Source organism: Streptomyces sp. NPDC048002 (assembly GCF_040653275.1).
Classification (GTDB): Bacteria; Actinomycetota; Actinomycetes; order Streptomycetales; family Streptomycetaceae; genus Streptomyces.
In genome coordinates this window covers 1-19,898 of the sequence record NZ_JBEZNL010000004.1, presented here as the reverse complement: position 1 = coordinate 19,898, position 19,898 = coordinate 1, and the positions used below count along the sequence as shown (strand labels likewise).

At 74.0% G+C, this 19,898-nt stretch carries 14 protein-coding genes and 1 pseudogene; 11 read left to right on the top strand and 4 right to left on the bottom strand.

Translation table 11 applies throughout. From position 1 onward, the window contains the following. Positions 1 to 46 precede the first annotated feature (46 nt). The 6 genes from AB0E07_RS07625 (at position 47) to AB0E07_RS07600 (ending at position 14,023) form a co-directional block, all read left to right on the top strand. Positions 47 to 3,658: a tubulin-like doman-containing protein gene (locus AB0E07_RS07625; protein ID WP_362247412.1), complete on the top strand. Its 3,612-nt coding sequence runs from the start codon at positions 47 to 49 to the stop codon at positions 3,656 to 3,658. Then, a complete protein-coding gene (locus AB0E07_RS07620; RefSeq protein WP_362247411.1) occupies positions 3,655 to 6,210 on the top strand; it encodes a hypothetical protein in 2,556 nt (851 codons plus the stop codon). The genes AB0E07_RS07625 and AB0E07_RS07620 overlap by 4 nt, the downstream gene beginning before the upstream one ends. Continuing rightward, on the top strand, positions 6,204 to 7,277 hold the full coding sequence (locus tag AB0E07_RS07615; protein WP_362247410.1) for a hypothetical protein: 1,074 nt from the start codon (positions 6,204 to 6,206) through the stop codon (positions 7,275 to 7,277). Before AB0E07_RS07620 ends, AB0E07_RS07615 begins: the two co-directional genes overlap by 7 nt. Positions 7,278 to 7,282: 5 nt before the next feature. Next, positions 7,283 to 8,383 carry a hypothetical protein gene (locus AB0E07_RS07610; protein WP_362247409.1) on the top strand — a complete coding sequence of 367 codons (1,101 nt, stop codon included), beginning with the start codon at positions 7,283 to 7,285 and terminating at the stop codon, positions 8,381 to 8,383. A gap of 6 nt (positions 8,384 to 8,389) precedes the next feature. Next, positions 8,390 to 11,080, top strand: coding sequence for a hypothetical protein (locus tag AB0E07_RS07605; RefSeq protein WP_362247408.1), 2,691 nt, complete (start codon positions 8,390 to 8,392; stop codon positions 11,078 to 11,080). A 63-nt stretch (positions 11,081 to 11,143) separates the two neighbouring features. Beyond that, positions 11,144 to 14,023 (top strand): BTAD domain-containing putative transcriptional regulator, encoded by a 2,880-nt coding sequence (locus AB0E07_RS07600; RefSeq protein WP_362247407.1) that lies wholly within the window; start codon positions 11,144 to 11,146, stop codon positions 14,021 to 14,023. 11 nt (positions 14,024 to 14,034) lie between these two features. Here AB0E07_RS07600 and AB0E07_RS07595 read toward each other — a convergent pair whose 3' ends face one another. From AB0E07_RS07595 to AB0E07_RS07585, 3 genes are all read right to left on the bottom strand, one after another. After that, positions 14,035 to 14,580, bottom strand: a complete 546-nt coding sequence (locus tag AB0E07_RS07595) for a sigma-70 family RNA polymerase sigma factor (RefSeq protein ID WP_362247406.1) — start codon at positions 14,578 to 14,580, stop codon at positions 14,035 to 14,037. A 171-nt stretch (positions 14,581 to 14,751) separates the two neighbouring features. Continuing rightward, positions 14,752 to 15,585 (bottom strand): hypothetical protein, encoded by an 834-nt coding sequence (locus tag AB0E07_RS07590; protein ID WP_362247405.1) that lies wholly within the window; start codon positions 15,583 to 15,585, stop codon positions 14,752 to 14,754. Positions 15,586 to 15,625: 40 nt separating this feature from the next. Beyond that, on the bottom strand, positions 15,626 to 16,420 hold the full coding sequence (locus AB0E07_RS07585) for a lytic transglycosylase domain-containing protein (protein WP_362247404.1): 795 nt from the start codon (positions 16,418 to 16,420) through the stop codon (positions 15,626 to 15,628). Positions 16,421 to 16,792: 372 nt separating this feature from the next. On the opposite strand from AB0E07_RS07585, the gene AB0E07_RS07580 reads away from it, so the two are divergent. The 5 genes from AB0E07_RS07580 (at position 16,793) to AB0E07_RS07560 (ending at position 19,823) form a co-directional block, all read left to right on the top strand. After that, a complete protein-coding gene (locus AB0E07_RS07580) occupies positions 16,793 to 17,455 on the top strand; it encodes a hypothetical protein (RefSeq protein WP_362247403.1) in 663 nt (220 codons plus the stop codon). Further along, positions 17,452 to 17,727, top strand: coding sequence for a hypothetical protein (locus AB0E07_RS07575; RefSeq protein ID WP_362247402.1), 276 nt, complete (start codon positions 17,452 to 17,454; stop codon positions 17,725 to 17,727). Before AB0E07_RS07580 ends, AB0E07_RS07575 begins: the two co-directional genes overlap by 4 nt. Positions 17,728 to 17,813: 86 nt before the next feature. Then, positions 17,814 to 18,101 carry a hypothetical protein gene (locus AB0E07_RS07570; RefSeq protein WP_362247401.1) on the top strand — a complete coding sequence of 96 codons (288 nt, stop codon included), beginning with the start codon at positions 17,814 to 17,816 and terminating at the stop codon, positions 18,099 to 18,101. A gap of 17 nt (positions 18,102 to 18,118) precedes the next feature. After that, positions 18,119 to 18,877, top strand: coding sequence for a hypothetical protein (locus AB0E07_RS07565; protein ID WP_362247400.1), 759 nt, complete (start codon positions 18,119 to 18,121; stop codon positions 18,875 to 18,877). Position 18,878: 1 nt separating this feature from the next. Continuing rightward, a complete protein-coding gene (locus AB0E07_RS07560) occupies positions 18,879 to 19,823 on the top strand; it encodes a hypothetical protein (protein ID WP_362247399.1) in 945 nt (314 codons plus the stop codon). Here AB0E07_RS07560 and AB0E07_RS07555 read toward each other — a convergent pair. After that, a pseudogene (locus tag AB0E07_RS07555) lies at positions 19,811 to 19,898 on the bottom strand (glycoside hydrolase); the annotation flags it as partial. The gene AB0E07_RS07560 and the pseudogene AB0E07_RS07555 overlap by 13 nt on opposite strands.

Sequence of the window (19,898 nt, the reverse complement as noted above, 5' to 3'; positions counted from 1 at the left end):
ACCACGGACCGGGCCCGCGACGGCCCGGCTGGCGGAAGGCCACACCATGAGAATCAACCAGCCGATGCTCTTCGTCGGCCTGGGCGGAACCGGAGGGCTGGTCGGCGCCGAACTGGAACGGCGGCTGCGGGCGCAGCTGTGCGGGCCGGACGGCACCGCCCTCAACCGCGTCGGTATCACCCAGCGCTACCAACTGCCCGAATGCCTCCAGTTCGTCTACGCCGACTACAGCGAGGCCGAACTGGCCCGGCTGCCGCACATGAGCGTGGAACCGTCGCTCCAGGCGGCGTACCGGCGCACGGCGCGCGCCACCCACGACCTGCTGCCCGGGTACGACAGTTCCCCGAGCGTCACCCGGGAACTGCGGGCGGCCCTGCCGCGCGAGACCCACGACTGGCTGCCGCCGCGCAACGCCGAACCCAAGATCACCCCGCTGCGCAACGGCGCCGGCGCGCTGCCCACGGTCGGGCGCGCGGCCCTCTTCGGCACCCTGCTGCGCGACGACCTGACCCCCGTCATGGGGCCGTTGCAGCAGGCCATCGACATCATCGGGCGCTCCGGGGGCGAGCTGAGCCGGCTGGGCGGCGGTCCGATCACCGGATGCGACGTCTTCGTCGCCTTCTCGGTGGCGGGCGGCACCGGCACCGGCATCTTCCTCGACTACCTGCACTTCATCGGACAGGCCTTCAAGGAGAAGAACTTCTCCGGCGTCCGCATCTACCCGCTCGTCGTGATGCCCTCGGCCTTCCCGCCGGCCAAGGGCGGCGGCCGGGACGCCGAACTCAACGCGGCGCGGGCCGTGGTGGACCTCTTCCGGCTGGTCGACGAACAGAACGTGCCGACCGCCGACGACGTCATCGGCGACACCGACCACGCCTCGACCACGACGATCCACTACCCCAACGACCGGACCGTCCGCCTCGACCCCGGAGTCATGCCGACCGCCTTCCTCTTCAGCAGGACCGCGGGCATCCGGCCGGACGACCTGCGCCGGTCCATGGTCTCCCTGGTCATGTCGCTGATCGGGGCCGAACTCGGCGACACACCGCACCGCGACGACGAGCACCAGACCTTCGCCTCCAGCTTCATCAACAGCGACGCCAAGCGCCGTATCCGCGCCAAGTCGGGCATCGGGCACCGGGGGGTGTCCACCGCGCTGGTCGCCTCCATGACCGTGCCGCTGGAACCCCTGGCCGACCTGGTCTCCGCACGCCTGCTGGCCCAGGGTGTCGGCCGGCTGGCCGACTCCTCCGCGCAGCCCAGTCACGAGTACGCGGGCACCGTGCGCCGGATGTTCGCCGACGCGGGCCTGGAGGAGCTGTGGAACCGGGAGTCGCTGCCGCTGCCCGACGCGCGCACCCCGCCCCGCGGCGGCCCCGCCATCGAGAAGGCCCTGCGCACCCGCCTCAGCGACATGCAGGCGCTCCTCGACGACCTGCGCCGCCGGGTGGCCCGCCGGGCGCCGGTCCTCGCCGAACAGTTCTCCCCGCAGACCGCGCTGGAGCGGGCGCTGCGCACGATGGACCCCTTCCAGGTCGAACGCATCGTCAGAGGCGTTCCCGGCGACTCCGACCCGGTCACCCGCAACGGAGTGCTGGGCATGCTGGAGAACCGCAGCCGCGAACCCGCGGGGGAGCGCGCCGTGCAGCCCCCGGGCGTGCCCCGGATCAAGGACGGTCTGGCCGGCCCGCTGACCCGCCGCCAGTGGGGCGACCCCGAGGTGGTGCGGGTCCTGGAGGCCCAGGACCAGTGGTACGCGATGCGGGCCAAGGTGATCTGGCACGAGGCGTGGCGCAAGGAGGAGCAGCGGTGGCGTCCGCGGGCCGCGGCACTCGTCGCCGAGATCGCCCAGCTCGTCGAGACCTTCCAGAAGCACAAGGAGGAGGAACCCCGCTCGTACAAGGAGCAGTTGCTGGAGCTGTACGACGACCGCACCGGTGTCTCCTACCTGCTGCCGCCGCAGAACAGCCTCACCGACTTCTACGACGACGTGCGGGAACGGCTGACCAAGCGGGAGAACCTGCGGGACACCGACGACGAGGCCGGCCTGGTGCACTCCATGGTCGCGGGCGACCAGTGGCAGGCGGCCCGCGTCCTGGGGCGCCGCAACGCCGAAGGGGCCGTCGCCCCGGTGAAGGCGGCGATCGAGCAGCGGGTCAAGGAACTCTTCGCGGAGAGCGGCATCCGGCACGACGAACGTCCGCTGCTGCCGTCGATGGGCATGCTGCTGGAGGCGGCCGCGGGGGTCGGAAGCGCCGCCGACGAGGTCGGCAAGCGGGCCCTTGAGGACTTCCGGTCGAAGATCGCCGGGCTGATTCCGCACGGGTTCGTGCCCGAGGGCGGCGGCCCGCTGAAGGTGCTCGTCGTGTACCCCGTCTCCCAGGCCAAGGACACCGTGGAGGAGTTCCTGCACAAGAACCTCTCGCTGCCGCGCGGCACCGTCGAGTTCAACGGGGTCGACACGGACTCCATCACGGTGGTCCTGTTCCGCCGGGAGATGAGCCTCACCGAGGTGCCCGAGGTCCGCAAGGTGCTGTCGCGCTGGGCCAAGGCGAAGGAGGTCGAGGAGGCCGCCGACTACCTGGACTGGCGACAGCGCCTCGGTTACGGCGGCGAGTGGCTGGCCAGTACCCCGGAGGACCGCAGGGAGATCCTGCACCGGCTGCTGTGCGCGCTGTGGAAGGGCCAGGTGGAGGTCGTCGAGGGCGACTGGGACAACCCGCGCAAGGTGCTCGTCCGGCTGCACGTGGGCGAGGGCGCCAACCTCCCCGGCATCGAACTGCGGCTCGGGGACTCCTCCCGGCACGGCATCTCCGGCTGGGCGCGGCTGCTGCACGCCTACGAACAGGTCGCGCTGCTCGACGAGGGCGAGATCGTGGAGACGTACTGCAAGGCGCTGATGGAGGGCGGCTACGGAGCGATGACCACCTCCGGGGACGCGCCCGACCCGCTCTACGTGCACCTGGTCGAGAGCCTGGCGCAGCGTCAGGTGGACTTCATCCACGAGCGGATGGCCCGCTCCACCGGCCCCTCCACGGAATGGGCCAGTTCGCTGCTGGAGTTCTGGACCGAACTGCTTCCGGCCGCGCTGGACACGCCGTTCTCCGACAAGCACGCGCTGGCCCCGACCCTGCGCACGCTGCGCGAGGTGGTGCTCGACATGGACGCGGAGGCGGCGGAGCAGCGGGGTCCCGGAACACCGGCGTCGGGCCCGGCGGGCGGTGCCGGCCGGCCTCCGCGCGGGCCGGAGGTGACCCTGCCCGGACAGCACGCGTACGGAGCGGCCGCCAACGGCAGCCGGGGACCGCGGCGGGACACCGCTGACGAGACGCAGGCCACGCAGTACTGGTCGGGCGCCGAGCCCACCGAGCCGCGCGGCGCCCCGAACGGGGCCGCCTTCCCCTGGGACCTCGGGGACAACGGCACCCGCCCGCACACCGGCGGCGTGAACGGCGACACGGGCGGGACGGACCCGGCCGACCTGCCGCTGCCACCCTTCGCCCCGGCCTACGGCACGGACGGAGGCGGACCCGACGGCTGGCCCGGAGAGGAAGCGGACACCCCGTGGCGCGCTCCGGGACACCTCGGGGACAGGCCGGCCGACGGCACCCCGTACACCCCGGGCGAGACCGGCGACCCCTGGAAGGACGTGGAGTGAACCGGCCCGAGCACACCATCGCCGAGGACGGCTCCCCCGCCGGTCCGCTCATCGTCCTCGACCTGCGGGCGGGCACGGCGGGGCTCTCCGGCCCCGAGGGGCTCCGTACCGCCGTGAACGGACAGTTGCGGGACGCCGGCCGGCCGGAACCCGCGAGCGGGCACTACCGCTTCCTGCTCATCGACACCCCGGACGGCCTCGCCTCGCACCAGGGCGTGTACGAGCAGGCCATCGGCTACGGCAGGAAGGCGTCGGTCCTCGCCCTGGCGGTCGGCGCGCTGCCCGAGACGCGGCAGCCCGAGATCCCTCGGCAGGCCGACGCCTGGGATCCGCTGGCGGTGGCGGCTCCGGAGCCGGTGCACGTTCCGTCCCCGGAGTTCGGCCCGCGGCTCACCCGGCCCGCCGCGCTGCGCAACCGGGACTGCGGACTGCTGTGGGCGGGGGATCTGCGGGCCGCCCGGATCGCCGGTGATCCCGAGGTGGCCGCCGACGACCCGGGCGCCCTCGCCGTGCTCGTCGATGTGCTGGGCGGACTGTTCGACACGGTGCTGGCGGCCCTGTCCGGGCTCGACGACTCCGTCGCCGTGCCCGCGGTCCGCTTCCTGGAGCACGACCTGTCGCCGGCGGCCCGCGCGCGGGCCTGGGCCGAGGCGCTCCAGCGCCTGGCGGGCTCCGCCGATCCGCCGGCCGGGCCCGCGCGCCCGGAACTTCCGGCACCCGTGGAGACCCTGCTGACCGGCCCCGGCGCGGAGAGCGACCGGCCTCGCTGTCTGCCCGGGGGCCGCCTCGACGCCTCGCACCGGCGCTGCGCCGAGGCGATCAAGGCCCTGCGCGCCGCGCACCTGCGACTGCGCGGTCCCGGCGGGCTGCTGGACGCCGGGCCGGGGCGCCGGGCGGCCACGGCCGTGGAGGACACCGCGGCGGCGCTGCTGCACCATCGCGGGCTGGTCATCGAGGCGCTCCAGCACGACACCCCCCAGGACACCGCCGTCGGAAACCGGCAGGGCGGTCCGTCCGGGCCCGAGGTGGTCCTGCCCGAGTACGGCGGCAGCCGCGAGGAGTTGCGTGCCGCGCTGCGCGCCCGCGCCGAGAGCCTGCTGGAGAACGGCAGCGCCCTGCGGGACGTGTCGGCCGGTCTGGTGGCGCTGTCGGAGGAGGTCGCTCCGGCGTCCGGTGCGGAGGTGCTGACCGAGGCGGAACAGCGTGTGCCGCCGGAGCGCCTGGACGGTGTCTCGCCCCGCCGCCCCTTCACGGTCCGGGCCTCCCTCTCCCGCACCGCGCCCCTGGCCTTCGGCGCCGGGCTGCTCGGCGCCCTCGCCCCTTGGCCCGGCACCCTGGGCGCGCTGGTGGTGGCGCTGGTCGCCGTGGGGGGCTGCCTGCGCGCGGCACTGCACCGCCCCGGCGGCCTGGGCGGCAGTCCGCTGCCCGCCGCGCTGGGCGTGCTCTGCGCGCTGGTGCCGGGAGTCGCGGCCGGGGTGCTGCTGGCCGGTACGCAGCCGCTGCCGGCCTGGGTGCCGCCGGTCGGCCTCGGCGTCGGACTCATCCTGTCCTGGCTCCTGGTGGTGCGCCGCTGGCGCGAGGCGGTCGACGACTGGTGGCGGCAGACCGGTGCCCCGGAGGCCACCGCGCTGCTCGGGGAGTTGGACCGGCTGCTCGCCGACGGCGCCTGGCGGCGCTGGTGGGCGGCCGAGCACCGCACCTACACGGCCGACCTGGCCCGTACCACCGCCGGGGCACTGCGGGCGGCGGCCGAGACCGCCGAGCACTTCGCCGAGCAGGCGGGGGCGCCGCGGACCCGTCCCGAGCCGGACGACGGCTGGCAAGACGCGCTCCTGGCCGACGTACCCGGACCGGTCGACGGGGGCTGGAGCGGCGGGGAGGAACTCGACCCGCTGAGCGGACCGCGCTGGCTGGGCCGGGAGGCCGGGGACGGCGGCCCCGCGCTGGTGGACACCCTGCGCGGCGATCTCGGCGCGGCGGTCCTCGCCGCGCTGGAGCCGCACTGGGGCGGCACGCAGCGCGGTCAGGGCGCGGCCGCCCAGACGGAGTCGGTGGACTCGGGGCTGCGCCGTATGTTCACGACGGCGCGCCGGCACCTCGACCGGCACGGTGTGATCGCGCCCCCGCCCTTCGCCCGGCGCGGCGAACGTGCCGAGGACACCGAGGCGTTGCTGGGCATCGCTCCCCGCCGTCCGGCGGACGACCCCGACGACGAGCAGGGCCTGGAGCCGGTCGAACTCGTCACCGCCGAGCAGTCGGCGCTGCTCAGCAAGAACCCGTCCCTGGTCCGGCAGATCAGGTTCGCGCCGCACACGGCGACGGCACGCGGCGAGGCGGGCCGGGAGTCGCACGAGGAGCGGGGACCCACCACGCTCGCCACCTTTCCCGGACGCTACAGCGGCACGCTCCGGCTGCTGCCGCTGCGGCACGGGGTCATCAGGAGCGTCCGCCAGTACGCCGACGCGTGGGACGACCCCGCGGACGGCCCCGCACTTCACACGGAAGGCGCCGGCGGCGGGCCGCGGCGCCGGGAGGACGACGGCACATGGTGACCCACCACAGCACAGGACAGCCGGGGCTCGACGAGCTCGACGGCGCACCGGTCCGGCTGACCTTCATCAGCCCCCAGGGCACCCGCCAGACCGTGCTCTCCCGCGTGGGCCCGGAGCGGCGCAGGACGACGCCTCCCCCGCTCGTGGCGCACGACGTGCTGCTCGGCGGCAGCGTCCGGGCGGTGCGGCTCAGTTGCGCCGTCGACTCCGGGGACGACGAGGGCACCCGGAAGCTGGAGGCCGAGATCCGTGCCGCGCTGGGCCTGCACCGGGCGTTCCACGGCAGCCCCTACCAGAGCCTGTTCCCCTCGCTCGTCGGGTACGACATGGACGGCGAGGAGCCGTTCGTGCTGTACCAGGCGCCGCGCGGGGACGCCGCGGCCCAGCTGGGCCACGGGATCACCACCACCGAGCAGCGCACCATCGAGCGTGATCTGGTGCTGGCCGTGCGGCTGTTGGAGGGCCTCGGGCTGGTCCACCGGGGTCTGGTCCCGGCGGCGGTGCGGTGGGACGGCAAACGGGCGCAGATCTGGGACCTCGGCGCGGTGGCCCGGATCGGGTCGCGGCGCGTCCCCGCCGGAGTGCCGCCGTACGCCGCGCCCGAGCAGCGGCACGGGGTGGGCCGCGCCGACCCGCGCGACGCCCTGTGGAGCGTCGCGCAGATCGTCTACCAGTTGGCGACCGGACAACAGGGCGATCCGGAGGGGCCGCCCCGCGACCTGTCCGCCTACCGGTCGCTGGAACGTCCGCTGGGCGCCGCCTTCGCGCCGCTGGCCGAGGACCGCCCCGCGCCCGCCGAGGTGCTCGCCCTGCTGATGCCGGGGCCGGACCCGGCCGCCCTGGTCGAGGCGCGGCCCGATCCGCTGGAACCGCACCGACAGGACTACGACCGGGTGATGGAACGCAAGCGCCGGGACGCGGGTCTGGGCCCGTACGGGTACGGACACGGGGTCGAGGCGCCCGCCGCGGGCGGCACCCGTACGGCCGCGCCACCCCGGGAGACCCGCGCCTGGAGACCCTCCTGGCTCGGCGGGCCGGCCGGCGGCCGTGACACGAGGGGACAGTGAGGACCGTGATGACACAGACGGCGACAACGCCGGAGGCGGGGCAGATCCTGTGTCCCTTCTGCCTGGAGACCGTGCGCTACGACGAGGCACGGCTGTTCCGGCGTTCGGAGACCCTCCAGTACGAACGGCTGGACCCCTCCGAACTGACCAATCCGCTGCGGCGGGCCGACATCCTGCGTGGCGCCTTCCAGAGCTGCGCGGGGGACGGCAAGTCCGATCCGCACTTCATTCCGGTGCCCTATCTGACGAACGGCCGGCCGCTGACCGTGGCGATGATCGGCGCGTCGGGCAGCGGCAAGAGCCATCTGCTGACCCAGATGGTGGCCGAGGTCATCGACAACGGCCTGAAGCCCTACGGAGTGAGCTGGCAGTCGGTGAACCCCGCGGACCACGCCGAGTTCGTGCGCGAGCGCGTGGCGCGGCTGCGGCAGGGCCGCCAGTTGGAGGCCACCGGGCAGACGTCGTTCGCGGAGTTCGTCGAGGCGCTGCTGCTCACGGGCGCGGACGGCCAGGTGCGGCCGGTGGCCTTCTTCGACCTCGGCGGGGAGGATCTGCTGCGCACGGACAGCCTGTTGCGTTTCCTGCTCGGTGTGGACGCCCTGATCTTCGTGGTGGACCCGCTGCTGGCCCTGCGTATGCCGCAGTTCGACGAGCCGCGCCGACAGGCCCGGCTCACGGTCACGGGCAACGACCCGGCGTTCGAGACGGTCCTGGACCGGCTGCCGCACAGCGGCGGCTATCTCCAGGTGGCCTCCGCCCTGGTGGTGGGCAAGGCGGACCTGCTGCGCTTCGAGCCGCCCGTGGACCGCTGGCTCACCGACGACGGGGCGAACGCGACGTTCGACCCGCGTCTGCTCCAGGAGGAGAGCCGGGACGTCTACGCGTTCCTGCGTCGGCACGCCGATCCGGGCTGGCTGCGTCCCTTCGACAGCGCCCTGCGCTGCACGCTGCACTTCGCCTCGGCGACCGGGGGCAGCGCCCAGGACAGCAGGTTCCCGCACGGGGTGCGGTCGCGACGGGTCCTGGGCCCGCTGGTGTCGGTGCTCGCGATGTGCGGCATGCTCACGAGGGACGCCCGGCAGTCCTCCGCGGCGGCGGGGGGCTGATCGGCGGTGGCGGACACCTCTGCGGAACCCTTCGACCAGCTGCTGTTCCGCTGGGAGGGCAATCAGAACCAGTACGTGACCGGAATCGCCGCCGCGGCGTACTCGTGCGACGCGCAGCGGGCCGAGGAGCTCAGGACGCTACTGGCCCCGCTGTTGCGGGTGGAGGGCTCGGGCAGCCGACACGCCGGCCTGGTGCGGTGCCTGGTGCCCGGCACACGGGAGACGGTGCTCATCCACCGTCGCCCCGTCCACGACGCCCGGGGCCGGGAGAGCACCGTCTCGCACGCTCTGGTCGGCGGCCCCGCGTTGCTGACGGGAGCTGAGGCGATCAGCCTCGCGTGGTCCCACTGGAAATGGACGAACGTTCCCGACGACGCCACGGGAGGGCTCGACTCCCTCCCCGTCGAGGCTGTCCGGGAGCAGACCCGGGCGGCGCTGCCCCGGTACGTCGAGCGCGTTCCGCGTATCGCGCCCCAGCTCGAAGTGGCGGTCGCGCAGCTGCTCAGGACGCCGAACCATCGCCTGACGTTCCGGCGCCGGGACCTGGGCGGCCCGGAGGAGAAGGGGGGCGCGGCGCTGCTGATCTGGGGCCTGTGCTCGATGCTCGGGCCGTGGCTGGGTGACGAGGTGTTCACGTTCGCGAGTCTGGACACGCAGGAGCACGCGGGGCTGCGGCTGGTGTGCGTGCCGGAGTGGCCGCGCTCGGCCGTGGGCGGTGCGGCGGCGCAGCGGATCACGTTCGACGACGCCGTGCGGGACCAGGCCCGTACGGTGGCGGCCCACCTGGTCACGCTGTTCCTGGCCGACCCGGCGTGTCCCGACCGTCTGGAGGAGGTGCTCAGGACGTGTCCCACGCCGTCCACGCGCAGCCTGCGGGACCGGTTGGACACGCTGACCCGTGCGCTGAACGGCGACCTGTCCGGGCCTCGCGCCGCGGTGCCCGGAGGGTTGGGGCCGGCCGCCGGCCGGCTGCAGGAGGATCCGCCGTTCGCTCGTCCCCCCGGTGCGCCGGCCCGGCCCGTCGGCCTCGGGCCGCTCCACCGGCCGGTCGAGCGGCCCGGCCCCATCCCGCGGTCCGCAGGACCCGCGGCGCGGCCCGTGGGGCAGACCGGGTCGGGGCCGTACGGGGATCTGCCGCCGACGGCGGCCGACGTCCAGGAGTTCGAGCGGGGCCACGCTCCCGCCGTCGAGGCCCCGGGCGCGGGTAGCGCGACGTCACCGACCGCGTACGAGGCCCCGGGCGCGGGTAGCGCGACGTCACCGACCGCGTACGAGGCCGAGGCACTCGCCCCCGAGACGTCTCCTCCGCCGGAGCAGTCGCCCGAGCGGTGGACCGAACCGCTCCTCCCGGCCGATCCGCCCCCGGACCGAGCCGACCTGGCCGGTTCCGGCACCGCTCGGGCCGCCGACGGCCCGTCGCAGCCCGCGCCCGGCTCGGCTCACCGGCAGAACACACCGCCCGCCTCCCTCGGTGGAGAACCGCCCCCTTCGCCCGCAGCCGGGGCGGATCAGTCGGCGTCCGTGCCACGATCCGCGGCCGGACAGCCCCACCGAAGGGCGCAGGAGGACGGGGTCGCAGCCCCGGGGCGGGCCGACGGGGATGAACTGGGCGCGCTCTCCGGGGCGTCCGACTTTTACGGGGGTTTCCCCTACGGGGCTCGTGGGGGGCGGCTGACCGGGTCTGCACAGAGCCCGGTCACCCCCAGCGGCTCGGCTTCCGGCACGCCTCCCCCGCCGTCGGCCCCCGCGCAGGGCCCGGCGGATCGTACGTCGGTTCACCTCGCCTCGCCTCTCGATTCCCCGGCAGGGCCGCCCGCCAAGCCTCCGCCGCTTGCCCGGGGCACGTCCGGTCCGCGGGCGGAGCCCGCGGCTCCTCCCCTGGACCTCGTCCAACTGCCGGTCCGGCTGAGGACGTTGCGCAGGCTGGGCAAGTGGGTCTCACCCCTGTGGTACCGGCAGCGGCAGCGTGCGCACGAGGATGCCGACTGGGTCCTGGAGGAGATGCGCAGGCCCGACGGCCGGTCCTCACGCGTCACGACGGCACAGTTCGCGGACATTCTGGTGAGGATGCCCGACCGGGACCTCTGCAGGGCTCTCGACGACCAGGCTCTCCGCCCCGAGCACGCCGTCCTGATCCTGACCGCGCTGGAGAAACGCACCAGGTGGCGGACGCTCACCGAGGCCGTGCACCTGGCCGCGAGCCTGCTCGGGCAACGTCTGTATCTGCACCGTTCCTGGCGTGCCGCACTCGACGCCGACGGGAACACCAGGCACGGCGGGACCGCGGGAGCGGTCCGCATGTTCCGCTGGGCCGTGCAGCCGTACGTCCGGGAGCCCCACCTCAAGGCCGGCCTGCTCACCGTGGTCCGGGCGTGCGGGAACGAACCGGGCGGCGAGGCGCGCCGGTTCTGGAGGCACGTGGCGTTCCAGCCCGCGGACACCCCACCGGACCTCCCGGCGGCGGTCTGGCGGGAGCTGGCCCGTCTCGGCCCCTGGGAAGGACCAGGGACCGAGACGCCTTCCGTGCCGGCTCCTTCCGTGCCTGCGCCTTCGGAAGCGGCCGGACCCGTGGCGGGCCATGAACGGCGAGCCACCGGCGCGATGCACCGGTCGCCACCGGACGACAGCCGCAAGGTGATCATCGCGCTGATCACCTTGGCCGTGCTTCTCCCCGTGCTGATCTGGTGGCTGCTGTGAGCTGTGGCGGGAAATGGCGGTTCGAGCTGACGTTCGGAATCGCGACCGCTACGGTCCACGACCGTGGAGGAAACAGAAACACGGCCCCTCCGGTTCGCCCTGCTCGGGCCCTTGCGGGCCTGGCGCGGTGACCGGGAGCTGGCGCTCGGCTCGCCGCAACAGCGCGCGGTGCTCGCGATGTTGCTGCTGCGGCGGGGGAACGCGGTCACTTCGGCCGATCTCGTCGACGGAGTCTGGCCGGTTCCGCCGGCCCGCGCGGTCGCGATGCTGCGGACGTACGCGTCCCGGCTGCGCAAGCTCCTCGAACCCGAGCGGGAGAAGGGGCAGCCGTTTGGGGTCCTGGTCTCGGCCGGGGACGGGTACGCGCTGCGCACGGACCTGCTCTCCAGTGATCTCGACGCGTGCGCGCGTGCGGTGACGCGCGCGGAACGGCACCGCGACTCCGGCGAGGCGGACCTCGCGCTGCGCGCGTTGAGCGCCGCGCTGGCGGACTGGTCGAGCCCGGCCCTGCTGGGGGTGCCCGGCCCGTTCGCCGAGGCCGCGCGTGCCGATCTGGCCGAACGGCGGCTCGGCGCGGTCGAGTTCAGGATCAGGATGGAACTGGAGGTCGGCCGGCACGAGGCGGTGGTGCCGGAGCTGCAAGCGCTGCGTGACGGGCACCCGCTGCGGGAGAGCGTCAGCGAACTCCTGATCGTCGCGCTGGACCGGTGCGGGCGGCGGGCCGAGGCCGTGGAGGTCTACACGCGGACGCGACACACCCTGGTCGAGGAACTGGGCCTGGAACCGGGGCCGTCGCTGCGCGCCCTGCACTCCCGTCTGCTGGACCCCTCCGCCGGCACCCCAGACGACACCGCTCGGCGGCCGGGGCCGAACACCGCCGCGCCGCCCGACCGCGAACGGGCCCTGAAGGTTCGCCCCTCACAACTCCCTCCGGATCTGGCGACGTTCACCGGTCGCGATGCCGAACTCGACGGAGTCGCCGCGCTGCTGACCGACGGCGGCGGGAGCACCGTCCCGCCCGCTCCCGGCACCTGCGCCATCGGCGTCATCGACGGGATGGCCGGTGTCGGCAAGACGACCCTCGCGGTGCACTGGGCCCACCAGGTCGCCGACCGCTTCCCCGACGGCCAGCTCTACGTCAACCTCCGCGGCTACGACCCCAGTGGCTCGCTGACGGATCCCGGCGAGGCCGTCTCGACCTTCCTGGTGGCGCTCGGGGTGGCTCCGCAGGCCGTGCCCGAGGGGCTCGACGCGCAGACCGCGCTGTACCGCACGCTGCTGGCGGACCGCCGGGTGCTGATCGTGCTGGACAACGCCCGCGACACCGAGCAGGTCCGGCCGCTGCTGCCCGGCTCGTCGGGCTGTCTCGTCATCGTCACCAGCCGCAGCAGGCTGACCAGCCTGGTGGCCCGGCACGGGGCGCGGCCGTTCGCGCTGGGCCTGCTCAGCGAGGGGGAGGCGAGGGAGCTGCTGGTGCGGCGGCTGGGCGGTGCCCGGGTCGCCGCCGAACCGGAGGCGGTCGCCGCCATCTCGGGCCGGTGCGCCGGGCTTCCGCTGGCGCTGGCCATCGTGGCGGCCAGGGCCGCCCTCCACCCCGGGTTCCGGCTCGCCGACATCGCCCAGGAACTGCGGGCCGGCCAGGGTGGTCTCGACGCGTTCGCCCGGGGCCAGGACATCGGCTCCGACGCGCGTGCCGTCTTCTCCTGGTCGTACCAGGCGCTGTCGCCGGGGGCGGCCGCGCTCTTCCGGCGCCTGGCCGTGCACCCCGGTCCGGACATCAGTGCCGTCGTGGCGGCCGCGCTGGCCGGGGTGGACCGGCGTCGCGTGCGCGGGCTGCTGGCGGAGCTGTGCGGGGCGAGCCTGCTCATCCAGCACGCGCCCGGCCGGTACGTCTTCCACGACCTGCTGCGCGCCTACGCCCACGAACTCGTCACCCACGAGGACGGCGCGGCCGAGCGCGAGGCGGTGGCGCTGCGCATGTACGACCACTATCTGCACACCGCCCACCACGCCTCCGCCGTGCTCGCCCCGTTCCGGGAGACCATCACCCTGGCGGAGGGCACAACGGACTGCGAGCCGCTGCGGTTCAACGACAGCAAGCAGGCGATGGAATGGCTGCGCTCCGAACGCCTCGTGCTGCGCTCGGTCGTGGAGCACGCGACCGCGCACGGCCGTCACGACCACGCGTGGCGCACCGCCTACGCCCTGGATCTGCACTTCGACCGGCTCGGCTACTGGCACGACCTGATGGAGATCAGCGGGGCCGCGCTGCGCGCCTCCCGGGCCCTCGGTGATCCCGTCGGCCAGGCGCACGCCCTGCGCAGCCTGGGCTTCGGCCACACCCGGTTCAATCACGAGGAGGAGGCGCTGCGCCACCTGGGGCGGGCGCTGGAGCTGTTCCGTCGGGAGGGCGACGCCTTCGGCGAGGCCCGTACCCGGCGTGCCCTGGCCTACCAGGCCAACCGTTCGAAGCGCCACGACACCTCGCTCGACCACTACGCGCACGCCGGCGCGCTGTACCGCTCCCTCGGCCACCGCAGCGGCGAGGCCGGTGTCATGAACGAGATCGGCTGGACGTACATCCTGCTCGGGGACCACCAACAGGCCCTGGAGCACTGCGAGAAGGCCGTCTCGCTCCAGCAGGAGGCCGGAGACCTCAACGGCGAGGCGTCCGCGCAGGACAGCGTCGGCTACGCCCACCATCATCTCGGCGCGTACGGCGCGGCCGTCGCCCGGTTCGAGCGGGCGGTGGAGCTGTACCGGCAGCTCGGCAGCAGCTATCTGGAGGCCGACACGCTGCGTCACCTCGCGGAGTCCCAGCACGCCGCGGGCGCCACGGAGGCGGCGCGCGAGGCGTGGGAGGCGGCGCTCGTCCTGCTGGAGTCGGGCGGTCACGCCGAGGCGGACGAGGTACGGCGGGACCTGGACGGGCTGGACCGCTAGGCGGGCGGGTACTACCGCACCCCGCGCTCCTCCAGTGCGGTCCTCAGGCAGCGCAGGGCGTAGTAGACGCGGGACTTCACCGTGCCCTGGGGTACACCCAGGGCCTCCGCCGCCTGCTGGGTGGTCCGGTCGGCGAAGATCGTCGCGCGGAGCGCCTCGCGGTGCGCGGGCGTGAGGACGGTCAGGGCGTCCTGGACGACGATGGACGACAGCAGGCGGTCTATGTCGTCGGCCTCGGTGCCGAGTTCGCTGACCCAGGTGGCGCCGCTGACCTCCTGCGGTCGGGCCGCGCGGGTGCGCTGCGCGTCGATGACGAGGTTGCGGGCCACCCGGAACATCCAGGGCCGCACCGCCATGCCCTCGTCGTCGACCAGGTTCTGCTTGGTCCAGCAGCGCAGCAGGGTCTCCTGGACGATGTCCTCCGTCCGGTGCGTGTCCCCGCTCAGCAGGCGCAGCACGTACGCGTAGATCGCCGGGCCGTGTTCCTCGTACAGGGCGCGCAGGGCCCGTTCCTCCTGGGACGTCGCGCCCGCCGAGCCGATGACCGTCGTGTTCATGGATGCTCCCCGCTCCGTGAAATGACCGACCCCGTCGCGGACTTGTGCGGTCCGGGGGTCTGCTGGGCACGGAGTGTCGCCAGGTGCGTTGCACGTTCGTTTGACGCCGGTTGTACGACGCGATGGACGCGCAGGTCAGCGGGGGTGAACGTGAGGGGTCGGCCAGGTGACTCAGGCGTATTCCGCCAGGGCGTCGACGTGTCTGCGCACCTGTCCGACGAGTGCGGCGTCGGCGGGCGGCAACAGTCCCCTGAGGTTCAACTGACCCCACATGTGCAGCAGTTCGCGTCCGTGCACGAAGGCGGCCCGGTCGTCGTCGATGCGCTGCCAGGCCGCCGCGGCGCGGGCCACCTCGGCCGGTGCCTGGCCGTCCCCGGCCCCGCACCGGATGCGCGCCACGCCCAGGGCGAGCACGGTGGCCTCCCGGTGGTCGCCGCGCAGATGGGCGAGGTACGCCTCCATCGACCGGGCCTCCAGGGCGTCCGGGTGGTCGGCGCCCAGCGCGCCGGTCAGGCTCTCGCGCAGCGCTCCGGCCTCGGCGTACGCCTCGTCGAGCCGGCCCGTCGTGGCGAGGGCGTTGATGCGGGCGATCCGTTCCGCGTGCTCGGTGGGCAGGTCGGCCCGTGCGGGGGCCGGGGCGGGGCCCGTCGCGCGGGCGCGGGCCCGGGAGACGGCGGTGGCGATGGCCGACACGGGGCGCGGCGCGGGCTCCGCCGGCGCCTCCGGCTCGGCCAGGTCCGGAAGGTCCGCGTCCGGCACCTCGTTCTGCACCTCGTCGGGGTCGAGGACGCGGCTCGAACCGTCCGGGTGCACCTGGAGCACGAAGTAGGCCGCGTCGTAGCCCTCGTTGACCGTTGCCCGCACGGCGGTTTCCCGCTCCTGCGCGTACTGCTGGAGGCGGTCCAGTACGGCGTCGTGCACGGACTGTCCCGGTTCGGGGACGAGGGGGTGTCCGTCGATCTCGGCGCGGTCCTCCTCGGTGATGTGCACCTCGAAGTGGGCCATGGCTGCTCTCCTTGTACGGGAAGGGGACGGTCTTGGGCGGTCAGGAGGCATCGGGGGTGACACCGGGCGTGGCGCCGTCCGGCGGGGCGGCGATGCCCTCGTACTTGGCGAACTGGGCCCGCACCGCGAGGACGTAGCCCTGGGCCTCGTTGGTGTTGGGCACGCCCTTGGCCGCGCGGACGGCGTCCATGCCGACGTGGTAGGCGGCCAGCGCCAGATCGAGGACACTGTTGGTGGTCTCGCCCTGGATGATCTCGCCGTTGTCGACCATCTGCTGGGCCTCTTCGGCCAGATCGCACATGTAGCGGCCCTGGGCCATGATCGAGTCCTCCGCGTCCAGGGCGGAGACCTTGTCGTTGTCGTCGTCGTCCTCGCCGTACTGCGTGAAGATGTCGGGCGGGAGCTGCGAGATGCCCTGCTCGCCGTCGGGTCCGACCAGCGCGGCGTCGAAGCCCGACTCCCGTTCGATCTGCGCCGCGATGACGACCGGTCCGATCGCCCCGCACAACTCGCCCGCGTCCTCGATGGGTTCGACGAGGTCGTCGGGGACCGTGTCGGGGTCGAGTTCGCCGGATCCGTCGCCCTGGAGCGAGGCGATGACCTCGTCGGCGGTGCTCTGGTTGTCGGAGTCGCTGCCCCCGCCGCCGAAGAGCAGGATCAGCGCGATGAGCGGCGCCAGGAGCACCCCGAGGCCGCCGATGACGATCACGATGATCACGGTGCCGACGAGGGCGACCGGCGACAGCAGGCAGCCGCAGCCGGTACCGGCGAGGATGGTGTTGCGGACGGCTGTCGACGTGCCGCCCTCCGCGTTGTCTCCCGATGCGGAACCCATGATCTGCGCCTTCTTCCCCTCACCTTGAACCGCTGCGGCCGGACGGCCCGTTGTGCTGTCCGACGGGCTCGGCAGATCGAAACGGGCCCGGGAGCAAATAAGTTCAAACCGCCGGAAAACCAGATGAGTCAGAGCAGTCCGAGCACGATCGAAGAGGGGGGCGGAGCGCACATGGGCACACCTTCGGCAACGCCGTCGGGCCCGTCAGGATGGGTACGGGGACCGAAGTCCCCCCGGCCGGACGGGCAGTCGTCCCAGGGCGGTACGCCGGCGGCGGCGCCGGTCGCGCCCTCCGGGCCGAACGGCCGCGCGGCCGCCGCTCCCGGCACCGCCACGGCCCCGGCACCGCGGACCGGTACCGCCACGATCCCGGTGTCACCGACCGGCACCACCGCCCCGGCCCCCGCGGCACCGTCCCCCGCCGCGTCCGCCTCCGCGGCACCGGGGCCCACGGCACCGGCCCCCGCCCCTCCGGTGCGGGCCGCGGCCCCGGCGGCCCGTGTCTCCCCGCCCGCCGCCGCGGCCCGCCGTACGGCGCCCGTCGCCGCCGAGCCCTCCTGGGGCGAGCCCCGGCGCGGGGCGACCGGCCGCGGGGGCTCGCGCGGCGAGATCGGCTGGGTGCAGGCGCACGGCGGGGCCGGGGCGACCTCCCTGGCCGAGGCGCTCGGCGGAGTGGACCTCGGCGTCCGCTGGCCCCAGCCGACGCGCGGCGAGCCGCACCGGATCCTGCTCGTCGGGCGCACCAGCGCGGGCGGACTGCGCTCCGTGTCCCAGGCGTTGGGCGCGCTGCGGGAGGGCAACGCCCCGCAGGGTCTCGACCTGCTCTGCGTGGTCCTCGTGGCCGACGCTCCCGGCCGGCTGCCGCTGCGCCTGCTGCGGCGCATCCGGGTGCTGCGCTCCGTCGCCCATGTGCACCGCGTCCCGTGGATCCCGGCCTGGCGCCTGGGCACCCCGCTGAAGTCCCCGCCCCGCCAACTCGCCACACTGGGCGAGCTGGTGGCGGGGGCGGGCCGCAAGGAAGGGGCCGCGTCGTGAGCCGGTTCCTGGCCGTGTACGTCGGCGCCTACAACCCGCCCGCGGGCGCCGGGGAGATCCTCGGCATCCTCGCCTGGTGCGCCACGGCCGCCGGAGTGGCCGGCCTGCTGATCGTCGGGATGAACATGGCCATCCAGCTCAACCGGGGTGAACCCGGCGAGGGCGGCGCGCACTTCCGCGGGGTCTTCTTCGTGACCCTCGGCTGCCTGGTCGCCTCGTCGGCCGGTCCCCTCGTGGCGTTCCTCGGCGACCTGTCGCTCCTGGGCCCCTGAACCTCCCGCAGTCCCCGGCCTCCAGTCCGGCCGGTCCCGCTCTCGCGCCGCCGCAACCGCACGGCGCCTACTTCCCGGAGAACCGCATGTCCTCACTGCTCCTCGAAGCGTCCAACGTCATCGCCGCCGGTGTGCCCCAGCCTGAGAGCGACGCCCCGGGTGTCCTCCAGGACAAGGTCAACACGGTCCTCGGCATAGCGGCCTGGGCGGGCACCGCCGCCGGTGTCGCCGGTGTGCTGATCACCGGCGCGATGATGGCCATCTCCCTGAAGCGCGGCGAGAGTTCGGAGCACATGAGCCGGCTCGGCATGGTCCTCGGCGGCTGTGTCCTGGTGGCCACCGCCGGTCCGCTGGTCAGCTTCGTCTTCGCCTGAGCCGACGGGCGGTCGAGATGTTCTCACGCAGCAGGCGGTGGGCCGAGGAGCCGGAGCCGTACTGGAAGCAGCGCAGTTGGCAGTGGTCGGCGGGGTTCCTCGCCGTCGTGCTGGTGCTGGGCGGGATCGTCGCGCTGACGTCCGGCCGGGACACCGGGGCGGACCCCGTGCGCGCGTCGGAGTCCGGCCCCCTGTCCGGCGACACCGCCCTGCGCGACGGCCGCCCCTCGGGCTGCAGTACGGACGACAGCGGCGGCGACGCGCTGCCCGAGGCCCCGCCGGAGGACATCCGCTGGCGGACGCTCGGCGTCACCCGGGTGCCGTTCTCCGCCTCGGCGGGGCCCGTCCGTACGACGGGCGACCTGCACTGGTGTTTCGCCCGCACGCCCCTCGGGGCCGTGCTGGCGGCGCACGTCATCCCGTCCCAGATGAGCGGTTCGGGCTGGCGGGACGTGACGGAGCAACAGGTCGTCGCCGGGGCGGGACGCGACATGTTCGTGTTCCAGCGCTCGACCGTCCAGGACATCGACAGCGGCGAGCGGACCGGTGACACGGCCGTCGCCTCGTACGCCGGATTCACGGTGACGTCGTACCGGCGCACGACGGCGAACGTGAAGCTGCTCCTGCGGACCACGCAGGGCTACTCGGCGACCACCATCGCGCTCCGCTGGAGCGGCGGCGACTGGAAGGTCGTACCGGGCGGGGACGGCTCCCTGCACTCGCCGGTGACGGCCGTCCAGGGCAACACCAGCGGCTACACCCTGTGGGGGGACTGACATGAACTGCCCGACCGGGAATCCGGTCATCGATCTGATCAAGGGCTTCTTCGACTTTCTCGGCAATCCGATCGGGACCGTCATCGAGCTGGTCGCGAACACGATCCTCGCGGGCGCGATCGCGGTGTTCGGGGCCCTGATCACCGGAGTGCCGACGCTGACGGGGACGGCGACGGCGAAGGACGTCGGCAGCCAGACGCAGTGGCTGGTGATCTATCTCGCCGTCGGCTCGCTGATCTTCGCCTCGGTCCGGATGGCGCTGGAGCGGCGGGGCACCGCGGGCGTGACCGCGCTGAAGGGCATCCTGCGGGTCATCGTGGTCTCCGGTGCCGCCACCACCATCGTCACGGCGGCCGCGGCCGTCGCCGACGACTACGCCACGTACCTCTTCAACGCGGGTGCGCAGGCGCAGTTGCAGAACGTCGGGGCCTGCAAGAGCGGTGACAGCGTGCAGTCGTTCCTGCTGCTGGTGCTCGCGTTCCTGCTGCTGATCTCCGGGATCATCCACACCATCCTGATGTACATCCGGCTCGGTGTGATGATCCTGCTCCTGGGGACCCTGCCGCTGGCCGCGGCGGCCTCGATGACCGACTGGGGCTCGGGCTGGTGGCGCAAGCACATCGGCTGGATGATCGCCTGGCTGTTGTACAAACCCGCGGCCGGTCTCGTGCTGTACTCCGGGTCGGCCATGATCAGCCAGGGCGGTCAGGGCGGTGACATCAACGAACGCATCGCCGGTATCGGCCTGATGCTGCTGTCCGCGGTCTCGCTGCCCGCGCTGCTGAAGCTCGTGGTGCCGGCGACCGCCGCGCTCGGCGGCGGCAACCCGGCGGGCTCCGCGATCTCGGCGGCCGGCGGCGCGCTGGCGACCGGCGCCCGCTCGATCGGCGGCGGTGGCGGCAGCGGCGGATCCGGCGGCCAGTCGGGTGCGACCCCCATGACGTAGGCGTCGCCCAACTGCGCCTTGAGGAAGGCGATGACCGTGCCGACGCTGCCGCTCGCGGGAGCGGACGTCGCGACG